Source organism: Rheinheimera texasensis DSM 17496, from assembly GCF_000711985.1.
GTDB lineage: Bacteria > Pseudomonadota > Gammaproteobacteria > Enterobacterales > Alteromonadaceae > Pararheinheimera > Pararheinheimera texasensis.
In genome coordinates, this window is record NZ_KL544007.1 from 140,309 (window position 1) to 153,975 (window position 13,667).

A 13,667-nucleotide genomic window follows, 5' to 3' on the forward strand; every position below is an offset into this window, starting at 1 on the left:
GAAGTTCCCGGTAAAAGCATTGACCGGCAAAAAAAAATCCGATATTTATGCTGCCAGTATTGTGTTAAGTCCCGATACTTTTCGTTAATACGCCGGTATTAACTTTACAAATAGAATCACTTTCCTTAAGTGGTCCAGGGAGAAAATCGATGTTTACAAATACCAAAGTTACCCACGCGGTTCGTTTGGCACTGGTATTCGGTGCCGCGTCGACTGCTGCAATGAGCGCAACTGCTGTTGCTCAGGAAGCAGAAGAAGCAAAAAAAGTAGAACGTATTGAAGTGACAGGTTCACGTATCAAACGTACTGATATGGAAACTGCCCAACCAGTTCTGGCTATCAGCCAGGAAGATATTGCTCGTTCAGGTCTGGTCAGCGTTGGCGATGTATTAAAAGAAATTTCAACCAACGGTGCTGCTTTAGGTCTGCAAACTAACAACGGTAACACTACCGGTGTTAGCCGTGTCAACCTGCGTAACTGTGGTTCAAACCGCACGCTGGTGCTGGTGAACGGTCGCCGTTGGGTTGCCGATTTAGGTGGTGCAGTTGACGTATCAACAATCCCACTGGCTGCGATCCGTTCTATCGAAGTATTGAAAGATGGCGCATCTTCAGTCTACGGTACCGATGCAATCTGTGGTGTTGTCAACGTTATCACCAAAAACGATTTCGAAGGCGCAGAGGTTTCTGCTTACAACGGTCAGACTTCATTTGAAGACGGCAAACGTGAAACTTACTCTGTCACTTTCGGTACTTCTACTGAGAAATCAAACGTATTACTGAACGTCAGCTACACCAAACAAGAACCAATTATGGGTGGCGACCGTGAGATTTCTTCAGTACCAATTTATGGTCTGCCAGCTGAAGTATCAGCAGCCGGTGGTCGTGCATCTCCGACTACTCCATGGGGGCAGTTCTCTGTAGGCGGCGTGTCTTATACCCGTAAACGTGATGCTGCAGGTTGTGCACCGAATCAGGTTTGCGCTGCGTCTAAAGTGTCTGACTTTAAAGTTTATGACGGCAACACAGATGGTTATAACTTCGCACCTGTGAACTATATCCAGCAGCCGTCTGAAACATTGTCGATGTATGCGCAGGGTGCTTATGCCATCACTGATACGCTGAACTGGAAAACAGAAGTACTGTTCAACGAGCGGACTTCAGAAGCTCAGTTAGCAGCTCAGCCTTTAGGTGGCCTGGCAATTTCTGCCAACAACATCTACAACCCATTCAAAGCTAACATCGTGGGTGGTTCTTTCCGTCCAATCGTGTCGCCACGCTCTTACGGCGCCGAAGTGGACACCTGGCGTTTTGGCACCAGCTTAGATGGCGAGTTCGAATTAGTTGACCGCACTTTCACCTGGGATGCTGCAGCAACTTATTCTGACAACTCGTTAATCGCGCTGAAAAAAGGCTTCTTCCATGCAGGTCGTTTTGCTGAAGCCATTGGCCCAAGCCAAATCAACAGCTCAGGCGTTGCACAGTGTTTGACTTCTACTGGCGCAGTTATTGCCGGTTGCGTGCCGTTTAACGTATTCGGCGGCCCGGAAGGCGTAACTCAGGCGATGCTGGACTATGTAACAGTAGCTCCACGTGACCTGGCTTATGCCAAAATGTGGGACTACTCAGGCAACATCTCTACTGACCTGTTTGAACTGCCAGCCGGTATGGTTGCAGTGAACGTTGGTACGGAAATTCGCCGTGAATCAGGTTACACCAGCCCGGAACCTCTGACTGTATTAGGTCAGGTTTTAGGTGACAACGCTGCAACTCCAACTGTTGGTGGTTTCAACTTAAAAGAAGTTTACGCAGAAGCCCGTATTCCGCTGTTAGCTGATATGGACTATGTGAAGAGCCTGGATCTTGAAGTGTCTACCCGTTATTCAGACTACTCAAGCTTTGGTGACACGACCAACAACAGTTACAAACTGACTTACCGTCCAACAGATGAACTGATGTTCCGCGCCAGCCTGAACGAAGGTTTCCGCGCGCCATCAATTGCTGAACTGTACCAAGGCCAGAACGACAGCCGCCCATCAGCGACTGACCCATGTTCAGTGAATTCAACAGCTTACAAAACCATTCCTGGTGTAGCTGCGCGTTGTGCTGCTGCTGGCGTATCTGCGACTTTCACTCAGAAAGACCCGCAAATCCGTGCAAAAGTTGGTGGTAACCCGGATACACAACCAGAAACGTCAGAATCAACATCTGTTGGTTTTGTTTACAGCCCAGAGTTCATCGATGGTCTGAGCATGACAATGGACTGGTTCAAAGTTGAAATTGAAAATGCTATCGGTAGTCGTGGTGCTGCAACCATCATGAACCGTTGCTACGTTCAGGGTATTACCGGTGACTGTTCATTGATCACCCGTGATTTCACTGGGACGCTGAACGGTAACCCAGGTGAGATTTCTAATATTACTTCTCTGGGCATGAACTTCTTAGGTGGTCTGCACACTGAAGGCGTCGACGTAAACGTTGACTACCGGTTCGAAACCAATGTCGGTACCTGGCGTGTGAACTGGGATAACGCCTACATGATTTATCAGGGCGACCTGGGTAAACTGACACGTGGTGAACTGACGCGTGATGGCACTATTTCTGGCGGTAACGGTGTTGGCTTCCTGGCAGCAGGTGCATCAGGTGGTGGTACGACTTTCCGTCTGAAATCAAACCTGACCCTGAGCTGGTCAAAAGACGACTGGTCAGCATCTGTAACAGCACAGTATCTGTCTAAACAGATTGAAGACTGTTCTGGTATCGTCACAGCGGCAACAGGCCTGAAACGTCCTGAACTGCGTAACCTGTGTTCTGATCCAGACTTCATGGATTCAACATTCACTTTCGCGCCAGGTACAACCAATATTGTTCAAGGTCCGAATGCGTCTGCACCTCGTAACGAGTTAGACCCAACTGTGTACTTCGATGGTCAGATCGGCTGGACATCGCCATGGAACAGCGACATCACTGTCGGTGTGCGTAACCTGCTGGACAAAGATCCTCCACTGGCTTACTCAGCGTTCTCAAACACCTTCGACCCGAACTATCGTACACCGGGCCGTTTCTACTACGTAAGCTTCACTCAGAAGTTCTAAGTAGAGTCCTTGCCTGAAAAAGCCCGCATCGCGGGCTTTTTTTTTGTGTAATTTGGCCGGATTGTGCAGGAGCAACTGCCGGAACCCTGCGCTTTTGGTTAAAAACTGCCAGAAAGCACTGTATGAAAAAATTTACGTGGTTAAATTGTGCGCGATCAGTTCGACTGAGTAATGTTGGTTTATTACCACACTCAATTGGTGTATTTAACCTAATATGCGCTGATGTTTTTCATTTAATAAACATATTTACCTGAAGCAGTTTTCTTTTGACCAAAACATTTCCAAAGTGGCAGAAAATTGCACGACTGCAAGGGTTGCAATAAGTTCCCGGCGTTCATGCAAATGACCAGTAATTTGTGTAAAAGCGGTTGACCCATGCAAAAAAATACTCTTATTATCCAGTGGTCAGTTTCCGCACATCGCGGGAAAAATTGCCCGAACTACCGGTATTACGGGCGATGTCAGTTGACTTACAGACAACAAAATCACTGCTAAGTGGTCCAGGGAGATAATAATGTTTAGTAACAATAAAACAGCAAATGCCGTGCGTATTGCCCTTGCATTCGGTGCTGCTTCTACTGCGGCTTTTACCTCAGCCTCAGTGTCTGCCCAAGAGCAGACAGAAGAAGCAAAAGATAAAGTTGAACGTATTGAAGTAACAGGTTCGCGGATTAAACGTGTTGACGTTGAAACTGCCAGCCCGGTTCAAATCACTTCTTCTGAAGAAATCAAACTGTCAGGTTTCACCAAAATCGAAGACCTGATGAACAGCCTGCCACAAATCGAAGCTTCTGAAACTTCTTTCCAGGCAAACGGCGCTTCTGGTAACGCGACACTGGACTTACGTGGTCTGGGTGCACAGCGTACCTTAGTACTGGTCAACGGTCGCCGTCTGCAACCGGGCGGTATCTACAACGCCGGTGCTGCTGACGTTAACCAAATCCCTTCAGCCCTGGTTGAGCGCGTCGAAGTGCTGACCGGTGGTGGTTCTGCAACTTATGGTGCAGACGCTGTTGCGGGTGTTGTGAACTTCGTAATGAAAAAAGATTTCGAAGGCATGGAACTGACTTTAGGTGGTTCAGGTTACCAGCACGACAACGACAACAAATATATTCAGGGTCTGATGGACAAACGTAAGTTTGAGTACCCTACAGGCAGCTCAGGTATTGACGGTAAAACCGGCAATATCGACCTGACCATGGGTGGTTCATTAGGTTCTAAAGGTCATGTGACTGCTTATGCGACTTGGCGTCAGGTTGACGAGCTGCGTCAGTCAGCCCGTGACTATTCAAGCTGTGCGCTGAACGATCCAGGTACAGGTTGTGGTGGTTCTGGTAACGCCATCGTGCCTAACTTCTACTTCTACCCGGTAGTGGACGGTGAAACTGACTACGGTCAGGAACAGTTCTGGACTCTGAATTCAAGCAGCCAGTTCATTCCATCAGTTGGTAACATCTACAACTACGCACCAATCAACCACTTCATGCGTCCGGACGAGCGTTACACTTTAGGTGCGTTCGCCAACTATGAAATCAGTGAATATGTTCGTCCGTACTTAGAAGTGTCGTTCATGAACGACCGTACTGTGGCACAAATCGCCGAATCAGGTACTTTCTATGCGGAAGAATATCACTTAGATATCAATAACCCGCTGTTCAGCGATGCTCAACGTGCTCAGTTCCGTTCCGCATTCGGTAATGATATTGAAACTATTGCTGCATACATTGGTAAACGGAACGTTGAAGGCGGCCCACGTCAATCAGACCTGGAACACACTTCTTTCCGTATCGTGACTGGTACTGAAGGTATCATCAATGACACATGGTCTTATGACGTGTCATTCCAACACGGTGTGACTACTTCAGGCGTTTCTTACCTGAACGACTTCTTCGGTCCACGTATCGCTCAGGCGTTAAGTGCTGAAGGTGCTGATCCATGTACTGGCTCATGTATCCCTTACCAAGTGTTTAAATATCAGGGTATCACTTCAGCTCAGGCAGCTAACCTGACTGGTACTGCGGTCATGAAAGGTGTGACTTCAGAAACTATCCTGAACGGTTTCGCCTCTGGTGAGCTGGGCTTTAACCTGCCATCACACTCTATGCCGGTTGCAGCTGTAATCGGTGTTGAACACCGTGAAAACAAATTCGAACGTACTGCGGACGAAGTTTTCGCTAAAGGCTTACTGTTAGGTCAGGGCGGTCAGACTCCTTCTATCGAAGGTGGTTACACCGTGAAAGAAGTATTCGGCGAATTAAGCATTCCGCTGGTTGAAGATTTCGGTATCTTCAAAGACGTGACTTTAGGTCTGGGCGGTCGTTACTCTGATTACTCAACTTCAGGCAGTGAGCCAACGTACAAAGCTGAACTGGACTGGACACCGGTTGATGACTGGAAAATCCGCGCCAGCTACAACCGCGCTGTACGTGCTCCAAACGTTGGCGAGTTGTTCTCTCCACAAACCAACGGTCTGTGGGGCGGTACTGATGGCTGTTCAGGCGCATCGCCGAAGTATACTGCTGCACAATGTGCTAATACTGGTGTGTCTGCCGCACAATATGGCAAAATCTCTGCAAGCCCTGCTGGTCAGTACAACGGCGTGTTCGGTGGTAACCCGGAGCTGAAACCAGAAGTTGCTGACACTATGTCATTTGGTGTTGTTGGCCAGCCACTGGACAACCTGAACCTGTCAATTGACTACTGGGATATCCAGCTGGACGAAGTTATCGGTGCAGTGTCTGCTCAGTTAACTGTTGACCAGTGTGCGCTGACCGGCGTTGCAGCTTTCTGTAACAACGTGGTACGTGCCCCGAACGGCAGCCTGTGGTTAGGTACTGCTGGTTACGTTCAAGCGACGAACATCAACTTAGCCAGCCGTCACTGGCGTGGTATCGACGTCAGCTCTAACTACGAACAGGAAGTGTTCGGTGGTAAGCTGACCGTGAAGATGATCGGCTCTGTCAACATGAAGAAAGAGTACGAGTCTCTGCCAGGCAACGCATCAGCAACTTATGACTGTTCTGGTAACGTCAGTGTTGACTGTTTCGCTCAGCCGAAATGGCGTCACACGCTGTCAGCCAGCTACACTACTGGTGACTGGTGGTCAGCAACGGCGAAATGGCGTTACTACGGCAAAGTGGACTACAAAGGTACTACTGACAAGCTGATCCCGAACGGTATCAGTGCTCAGAGCTACCTGGACTTAGTTGGTTCATTTGACGTGAACGACCATGTCAGCTTACTGGCTGGTGTGAACAACGTACTGGACAAAGAGCCACCAATGGTTGGTCTGACTCTGTCTACAAACGCGAACACCGTATCAGGTTACTACGACACACTGGGTCGTTACCTGCACGCCAGCGTAACAGTTCGCTTCTAATCCGAAGTTGAACCCGAAAAAAGCCGGCTTTCGCCGGCTTTTTTTTCAGGAATTTTTATCGTCCCGACATGCGCCTGTTGCTTGCGGCGCATGTCGGGACATCAGCAATACCGTCTTTCCTCAGTTGGAATTTGTATGTCTTCAGAAGTGTTGTCGTCTTTTCTCCGTTATTTGCCGCAAGCCTATCAGGCATTACGCCAGCAGCAGTTTCAGTGGGTAGATGGTTTTTTACAGCAATATCAGCTGGACCATCCGCAGTGGCGACAGCTGGCGCTGGAATTAGCACTGCAGCGGCATGATGATTCGAGAGTTTTGCAAGTGTTTGCTTTGATTTGCCGTCATGCTGACGAACAGGGGCCGGCCGCACTGCGGCTGGCCCAGTATTATCTGGCGGAGCGGCGCCGACAGGATTGTCGGCAGGCGCTGGCTTTAGTGACAGAGACACCGGTGCAGGATGCTGGTTTTTATCGTGCGGTAGCGGCGGTCTTCAGTGGGTTGGACGACCCGGCAGCAGCTTTACCCTGGCTGGAACAGGCAGTGGCCTGGGCACCGCAACATACCGGCCTGCGATTTGATTTAGCTCTGGCGCAGTTTTTCTTAAATCAAATGACAGCGTCGCGCAGTAATCTGGCACTGGTGCTGGAACAACTACCTCTGGCCGGCAACGTGTTGCATCTGCGGTCAGCGACACAGACAGCTACTGCTGAACACAATCACATCGCAGATCTACGCCAGCGACTGGCGCAGCCTTCATTACAGCCGAAAGATGCCGTAGGCGCAGGCTATGCGCTGGCGAAGGAACTGGAAGATACTGGGCAATATGCCGCAGCATTTGCCGCCCTGCGTCAGGCAGCCACCCTAAAGCGTCAGCAGTTGCAGTACGACGCCGCGACAGAGTTCGCTACTTTTGCTGCAATGCGCCAGCATTTTAATGAAGACTTTTTTGCCCACTCCGAACCAGTCTCTGCCGCTGATACAACGTCAACGCTGCGGCCGATTTTTATTCTGGGCATGCCACGCACCGGCACGACTTTGGTTGAACGTATTCTTGGCCAACACCCTGACGTGGTGTCTATTGGCGAGTTCCCGGATTTCCCGCTGGAAGTGGCGCTGGCGGCGCGGCAGGTACAAGGCCGGCAGTCACTGGTGGAAGCCGCGCTGCAGCTGGATTATCCGGCACTCGGCGAGCGTTATCTGCACCAGGCTGCGTCAATGGCGCAGGGTAAGCCTATTTTCATCGATAAACTGCCGTTTAACTTTATTTATGCCGGCCTGATTAAAAAGGCGTTGCCACATGCGCGGATCATTCATTTAGTCCGAGATCCACTCGACACCTGTTTTGCCATTTATAAAACTTTGTTTAATCAGGTTTATTCGTTTTCATATCAGCTCGACGAACTGGCTGATTATTTTATCGAATACAAAAAGCTGATGGCGCACTGGCATCAGGTACTGCCAGGACAGATACTCGATGTGCATTATGAACAGGTTGTTGCAGCGCCTGAGCAGCAGGCAAAACGCATTCTGGATTGGTGTGGATTGCCGTGGCAGCAGGATTTGCTGGCCTTTCACCAGGCGAAATCCGCTTCCACTACGGCCAGTGCTGCTCAGGTGCGTCAACCCATTCATCAAAAGTCCGTGCAAAAGTGGCGGCAATTTGCTGATGAACTACAGCCAGTGCGCGAGCGCCTGTTTGCCGCAGGTTTGATTGATGCAGAGGGCAATCCGGTCTGACTGGATTCAGACCGGCATGATGTCGCAGGGGGCGGTCATGCGGTAACTGTTGCCTGCAGCGCTTTTAAACGGATAGGTGCCATGCCAGACAAAACTGGGGAATAACACCACCAGGCCCGGTTCCGGGCAAATCGCCTGCGCCACTTGTTCATGCTCACCAAGGTGCAGGGAAGTTTCGCCAAGTTTTAACCAGCCTTGCCGGTGCAGGTCGTCCGGCCGGATGCAGTCCGGTAAGTCGAGATAGGTACATGCTGACAACCAACCTTGCGGATGCACATGGTTGGTATGAAAGCCCTCATTGCCAAGACGCACTGACCAGCTGCCGGAGAAACGAAACTTGCCGGTGTTACGGCAAAGTAGTGGATGTTGCGCGTCAATTGGCAGCCGCCGGAGATACTCGTTGATGCGTTGTTCCAGTGCGGCGCGAAATTGCTGGATCACCGGATCAGGCTCTGCTAACAGCCTGCCGAGCGTTTGAGTTCCGCCGCGCACACTCTGATCTAAAGGCTGACGTGTGCTGGTGTGCAGTCGCCGGATCACCGGGTTTAGGACCGCCAGAAATTCTGCCAGATTTTGATAACCGGCTGGTGTCGGCAACGGCCTTGCGTCGATCAATGAAGAGTAGTTATTCAGCCAGTGGTTTTTTTCATCGCCCTGTAAGCGCCAGCATGTACCTAAATAGGCCCAGATCTCCTGGTCGTGTGGACTGAGCTCTTTAGCCTGTTGCAACAGCTGTTCAGCCTGCGCCGGTTGCTGTTGCCGGATAGCGTAATTGGCGGCGTCTATCAATGCCCGAACCCGAAATGCCGGTGGCATCTGCTGTTGTAAGGCTTCAGCGGTCAATACGGCTGCACCTGCCAAATCACCTTGTTTTGCCAGCTGAACGCCGAGTGCATGCAGCAAATCCGCCTGCCGGCCATGCAATACGATGCCATCCTGTAACAGCTGCGTGGCCGCCGGATCGTCACCAGACTGAATTAATAGTGTGGCCAGGGCGTAACGCAGGTTCAATGCTTGCGGATTTGCTGCCAGTGTCTGTCGGGTTAGTTGCAGGAATTTCGCCAGATCTTGCTGCTGCCAGTACAGCTGATTCAGTGCTTCGTGCGCACCGATATGCAGCGGTTGCAGGGTTATCGTCTGCAATAGCGCTGCTTCGGCGCCTGCGTCATTGCCTAAATCATGTTGCAGACAACCCGCCATAAAATGGAATTCGGCCTGTTCTGGTGTAGTCGTCAGCAGCTGATTAATAATGTCTGCTGAAGCCGCGGCTTGTAGACTTTCCCGCAGCAGCTGGGCTTTTTGCCAGAGTAGCTGTGTCTGTGCCGGCCAGCGTGTCAGCGCTTGGTCCAGCAGCTGCAATGCGGCATTGACCTGTTCAAGCTGTGCCAGGCAACTGGCCAGTGGTGCATAACAACGTGAGTCATCCGGGCGCAGTTGCAGTGCTTTTTGCAGTCTGTCTTTAGCCAGTTGCGGTTGTTGCTGACGCATTGCCAGCAGACCGGCATTGAGCCAGCTGTCGGCCTGATTTGGTGCAAGTTGCAGGGCCCGCTGATAGGCCTGCTCTGCGGCTTCATGTTGTTCAAGCTGTTGTAACAAATTGCCGTAATTCGACCAGACCGCACTTTGTGTGGGCGCGGCCTGCAGACTGCGTTTGAAATATTGCAGCGCCTGATCGGGCTGGCCTTGCTGCCGGGCACACAGCGCCAGCAGATGCAGCGCATCCGGCTGTTCCGGCTGCAACTGTAACGCCTGCAGCGCTAACTGCATGGCACGGGCCTGCTGGCCCTGGCTAAAAGCGGCAACTGCCGCCTGGAGGATTTGCTGAGCGTGCATCATCTACACTGAATTCAAAACAGAATGGCACTAAATTAACAGAAAAACAGCCAGAGCGGCCAGCGCGTCGCGCCGCCCTTATGCAGGATGTCAGCAACAGGCCCGGTTCCTGCTCTCCTGTTGCAAGCGTTCACAACGTGCGCAACGTTGCCGCGCCGGGTCTTGCTGCAACAGTTCGCGTTCGATCCGGGCTTCGCAGTCGGAGCACAGGCCGTATAGTCCCATATCCATTTGACTGAGCGCAGCCTGCACCAGCTCCAGCCGGCGGGTTTTCTGTTCCAGCTCTGGTGTCAGCCAATGCCTTAGTAGCTCAGGCCAGTGGCTGAGCGCCTGATGTTCTAATTGCAGTAACAGGTGGTCAAATTCGCCGGCATGGTCACGTTGCAGATAGGCAAAAATGTCCTGACGCAGCTGCTGAAGTTCCTGCTGTAACTGACCACGTAATTCCGGAACGAGCGACTTATGCATAACATCCTCAGCGGTGAAAGAAGAATGAACCTGCAGTGTGGCAAAAGCCGATGGTTGTTGTGCTGATGCAGATCAAAGCAGGTTACGGTAGCCGTAAAATTTCTGCTGTCGCCTTTCGTCACGGCCTGCTCCCCGCTGAGCGCGTGGTAAAGCTTCCTTGCATTGCAAAATTTTACTATGCTCGGCGGAAATAAATTCCACATAACCACGGTCTGGTGTGATATCGGTCGGTCATAAACCGATAAAACAAACCAAATGAGTGATACAACAAAAGGATAAAGCAGATGAATCAACAGCAAAAAGTCAAAGCAGCCTTAGGTGGTCTGATGTTGTCAGCCCTTGCCGGTTTAAGTGGTACAGCACAGGCGTTTCAGGCGACTGAACTGAGCGCCGGATATCAGCAAACGCCGGATGGTGCAGCGCAACAGGCCTCAGATCCAAAAGCAGCTGAAGAAAAAGCCAAAGAAGGTAAATGTGGCGAAGGCAAGTGTGGCGAAGGCAAATGCGGTGGCGATAAAAAAGCAGCTGCGGGTGCTGACAAAGCCAAAGAAGGGAAGTGTGGTGAAGGGAAGTGCGGCGAAGGTAAATGTGGTGGCGATAAAAAAGCGGCCACTGATAAATCCAAAGAAGGCAAATGCGGTGGCATGAATTAAGATGCCAAAACTAAAAGGGGTGGGGCTGGGGCTTCGGCGCGAGTTGCTCGCCCCTTTATTACAAAGCGGACAACAAAGTGGGCACGGCATCGATTTTATCGAAGTGGCGCCGGAAAACTGGATCCCCTTCGGCGGCTCGCTGCGCCGCCAGTTTACTGAGATTGCATCGCACTACCCACTGATCTGCCACGGTCTGTCTTTGTCGATCGCCGGGCCTGATCCTTTGGATCTGCAGTTTTTGGCGCAGCTGAAGCAGTTTTTCCGTCAGCATCAGGTACTGCTTTATAGCGAGCACCTGAGTTACTGCTCCGGACAGGGCCATTTGTATGATCTGATGCCGGTGCCGTTTTGCCCGCAAGCCATTGATTATCTGGTGCCACGCATCCGGCAGGTACAGGATGTGCTGGAACAGGAGCTGGTGCTGGAGAATATTTCTTATTACGCCACGCCAGAGTCGACCATGACTGAGCTGGAGTTTTTGACTGAGGTGTTAGAAAGGGCCGACTGTGGCCTGCTGCTGGACGTCAATAATATCTATGTCAATTCCATCAACCACGGTTATGACGCCACCGCGTTTTTGCGGGCGCTGCCAACCAAGCGCATCCGTTATGGCCATGTCGCCGGTCACCTGCAGCAAAGCTCGGATTTGTTAATTGATACCCACGGCAGCGCAGTCAATGACCCGGTCTGGGCGTTACTCGCCGAAGCATACCGCTGTCATGGCGTGTTTCCGACGCTGCTGGAGCGTGATTTTAATCTGCCGCCGCTGGCTGAATTACTAACTGAGCTCACGCAGATCCGTCAGCTGCAGCAAGAGAATGCTATGACGCTGGGAGCATGTTGATGCAGGAATTTCAGCAACAACAACTGGCGTTTATCCGCCGGATTAAAGACCCGTCAGCGCCACTGCCCCCCGGCATCAGGCCGGAACGAATGGCTGTTTACGAAGAGCTGTTTTTCAACAACGTGCAGAATTTTGTCAGCAGCGCTTTTCCTGTGTTGCGCTCCTTGTTGCCAGACACACAATGGCAAGCACTGTGCAGGCAGTTTTTCCGCGACGCACAGTTACACAGCCCGTATTTTCTCGATATTTCCAAAGCATTTTTGCTGTGGTTGCCAGAGGCGGCCTCGCAGTTGCCTGGCTTTGCGCTGCAGCTGGCCGAATACGAATGGCTGGAGCTGGCACTGGCGACAGATCTGGCAGTCGCACCTGTGGGGTGGTCATTTGATCCCGACCGTATTTTAGCGATGTCGCCACTGGTACGACTCTGTTGTTATCAATATCCGGTGCAGCAAATTTCCTTGCAGTTTCAACCCACAGAGCCTGCCGCGCAGCCGGTGTTTTTGCTGTTGTACCGCGATGAACAGGACAGAGTCCGCTTTTTGCAACTCAATGCCTGGAGCGCTGCTTTGTTGCAGTTGATCACAGCAGAGCCGGGCCAGCATCTTGGCACTTACATCGACTGGTTGCAGCCTTATGTACCAGAGTGGAACAACCAGCAGCTGTTATCACAGGCCACCCCGCTGTTGAGCGATTTTGCCGCCCGTGGCATTGTTGTCACAGCGGATGGAAAATCCTAGCCACAACGAGCGCAAGCACCGGGAGTTCCGGTTGATTTTTTTCGGCGAAAAATGCCGCCGCTGACACCTACAAGCACTGGCTATTGCCAATGTTTTTCATTAAAATCGAGCCCCCTTATTTTGCACTGGAAAGATGTCGATGGCAGACGAGAATTTTAAAGAATCCTTCAGCGTGTGGCATTTGTTAGGCTTTGTCGCTGTGTTTGTATTGCTGTTGTGCCAGCCACCACTGGTCACCTGGTTACGCATCTTAGGCTAAGCCGGCTAACCAGACCGAAAAACCGCCTGCAGGCGGTTTTTTTATCGAATTGAATAAAGAGATTTTTCCATGACGCATACCGAATTAAGCCGCGTACTTGAGCAAGTCATCAAGTCAGTACAGGACTATCCGAAGCCAGGTATTTTATTTCGTGACGTAACCAGTCTGATGCAGGACGGCGCTGCCTTTGCTGCTGTAATCGACCATTTGAAACAGCATTATAGTGGCCATGGCATTACGAAAATTGTCGGCACTGAATCGCGTGGTTTTATTTTTGGCGCACCTCTGGCTTATGCTATGGGCGTGGCTTTTGTGCCGGTACGTAAACCTGGCAAACTGCCCCGTGAAACCATTGCGGAAAGTTATCAGCTGGAATATGGTCAGGACACCCTGGAAATTCATCTGGATGCCATTACACCAGAAGATAAAGTCCTGTTAGTTGACGATTTATTGGCGACTGGTGGTACTATTGATGCCACAACCAAACTGGTACGTCGATTAGGTGGTCAGGTTGCAGACGCGACTTTTGTGGTGAATCTGCCGGATTTAGGTGGCCAGCAAAGGTTGGAAGCACTGGGTCTGACCATCCACAGCCTGGTTGATTTTCCGGGTCATTAAACCCGGCCAGGCTGCAGGCACAAAGCCGGCGCAATTTCCGACAAGGT

General features: G+C 51.2%; 9 protein-coding genes. 7 read left to right on the top strand and 2 right to left on the bottom strand.

Annotated features, from left to right (window positions below):
• Positions 1-149 precede the first annotated feature (149 nt).
• The 3 genes from Q399_RS0119825 to Q399_RS0119840 all read left to right on the top strand — a co-directional run bounded on the left by Q399_RS0119825 (position 150) and on the right by Q399_RS0119840 (position 8,208).
• Positions 150-3,095: a TonB-dependent receptor domain-containing protein gene (locus tag Q399_RS0119825; RefSeq protein ID WP_031571665.1), complete on the top strand. Its 2,946-nt coding sequence runs from the start codon at positions 150-152 to the stop codon at positions 3,093-3,095.
• A 514-nt stretch (positions 3,096-3,609) separates the two neighbouring features.
• Positions 3,610-6,474 carry a TonB-dependent receptor domain-containing protein gene (locus tag Q399_RS0119830; RefSeq protein ID WP_031571667.1) on the top strand — a complete coding sequence of 955 codons (2,865 nt, stop codon included), beginning with the start codon at positions 3,610-3,612 and terminating at the stop codon, positions 6,472-6,474.
• A gap of 135 nt (positions 6,475-6,609) precedes the next feature.
• Entirely contained in the window at positions 6,610-8,208 is a 1,599-nt protein-coding gene (locus Q399_RS0119840; RefSeq protein WP_031571669.1) for a tetratricopeptide repeat-containing sulfotransferase family protein, read from the top strand.
• Positions 8,209-8,214: 6 nt separating this feature from the next.
• On the opposite strand, the gene Q399_RS0119845 is transcribed toward Q399_RS0119840, so the two are convergent.
• Both Q399_RS0119845 and Q399_RS21780 read right to left on the bottom strand, forming a co-directional pair.
• A complete protein-coding gene (locus tag Q399_RS0119845; protein ID WP_169739333.1) occupies positions 8,215-10,041 on the bottom strand; it encodes a tetratricopeptide repeat protein in 1,827 nt (608 codons plus the stop codon).
• A gap of 90 nt (positions 10,042-10,131) precedes the next feature.
• Entirely contained in the window at positions 10,132-10,509 is a 378-nt protein-coding gene (locus Q399_RS21780; RefSeq protein ID WP_051686197.1) for a hypothetical protein, read from the bottom strand.
• Between the two features lie 284 nt (positions 10,510-10,793).
• On the opposite strand from Q399_RS21780, the gene Q399_RS0119855 reads away from it, so the two are divergent.
• The 4 genes from Q399_RS0119855 to apt all read left to right on the top strand — a co-directional run bounded on the left by Q399_RS0119855 (position 10,794) and on the right by apt (position 13,620).
• Positions 10,794-11,162, top strand: a complete 369-nt coding sequence (locus tag Q399_RS0119855) for an HvfA family oxazolone/thioamide-modified RiPP metallophore (RefSeq protein WP_051686198.1) — start codon at positions 10,794-10,796, stop codon at positions 11,160-11,162.
• 1 nt (position 11,163) lies between these two features.
• Positions 11,164-12,006, top strand: a complete 843-nt coding sequence (locus Q399_RS0119860) for an HvfB family MNIO-type RiPP peptide maturase (RefSeq protein ID WP_031571676.1) — start codon at positions 11,164-11,166, stop codon at positions 12,004-12,006.
• A complete protein-coding gene (locus Q399_RS0119865) occupies positions 12,006-12,743 on the top strand; it encodes an HvfC family RiPP maturation protein (protein WP_031571678.1) in 738 nt (245 codons plus the stop codon). Before Q399_RS0119860 ends, Q399_RS0119865 begins: the two co-directional genes overlap by 1 nt.
• A gap of 328 nt (positions 12,744-13,071) precedes the next feature.
• Positions 13,072-13,620 (top strand): adenine phosphoribosyltransferase, encoded by a 549-nt coding sequence (gene apt / locus Q399_RS0119875; protein ID WP_031571680.1) that lies wholly within the window; start codon positions 13,072-13,074, stop codon positions 13,618-13,620.
• Positions 13,621-13,667 lie beyond the last annotated feature (47 nt).

Coding starts and splice junctions, on each gene's coding strand:
- Q399_RS0119825 (WP_031571665.1), top strand. CDS start 150: ATGTTTACAAATACCAAAGTTACCCACGCGGTTCGTTTGGCACTGGTA.
- Q399_RS0119830 (WP_031571667.1), top strand. CDS start 3,610: ATGTTTAGTAACAATAAAACAGCAAATGCCGTGCGTATTGCCCTTGCA.
- Q399_RS0119840 (WP_031571669.1), top strand. CDS start 6,610: ATGTCTTCAGAAGTGTTGTCGTCTTTTCTCCGTTATTTGCCGCAAGCC.
- Q399_RS0119845 (WP_169739333.1), bottom strand. CDS start 10,041: ATGCACGCTCAGCAAATCCTCCAGGCGGCAGTTGCCGCTTTTAGCCAG.
- Q399_RS21780 (WP_051686197.1), bottom strand. CDS start 10,509: ATGCATAAGTCGCTCGTTCCGGAATTACGTGGTCAGTTACAGCAGGAA.
- Q399_RS0119855 (WP_051686198.1), top strand. CDS start 10,794: ATGAATCAACAGCAAAAAGTCAAAGCAGCCTTAGGTGGTCTGATGTTG.
- Q399_RS0119860 (WP_031571676.1), top strand. CDS start 11,164: ATGCCAAAACTAAAAGGGGTGGGGCTGGGGCTTCGGCGCGAGTTGCTC.
- Q399_RS0119865 (WP_031571678.1), top strand. CDS start 12,006: ATGCAGGAATTTCAGCAACAACAACTGGCGTTTATCCGCCGGATTAAA.
- apt (WP_031571680.1), top strand. CDS start 13,072: ATGACGCATACCGAATTAAGCCGCGTACTTGAGCAAGTCATCAAGTCA.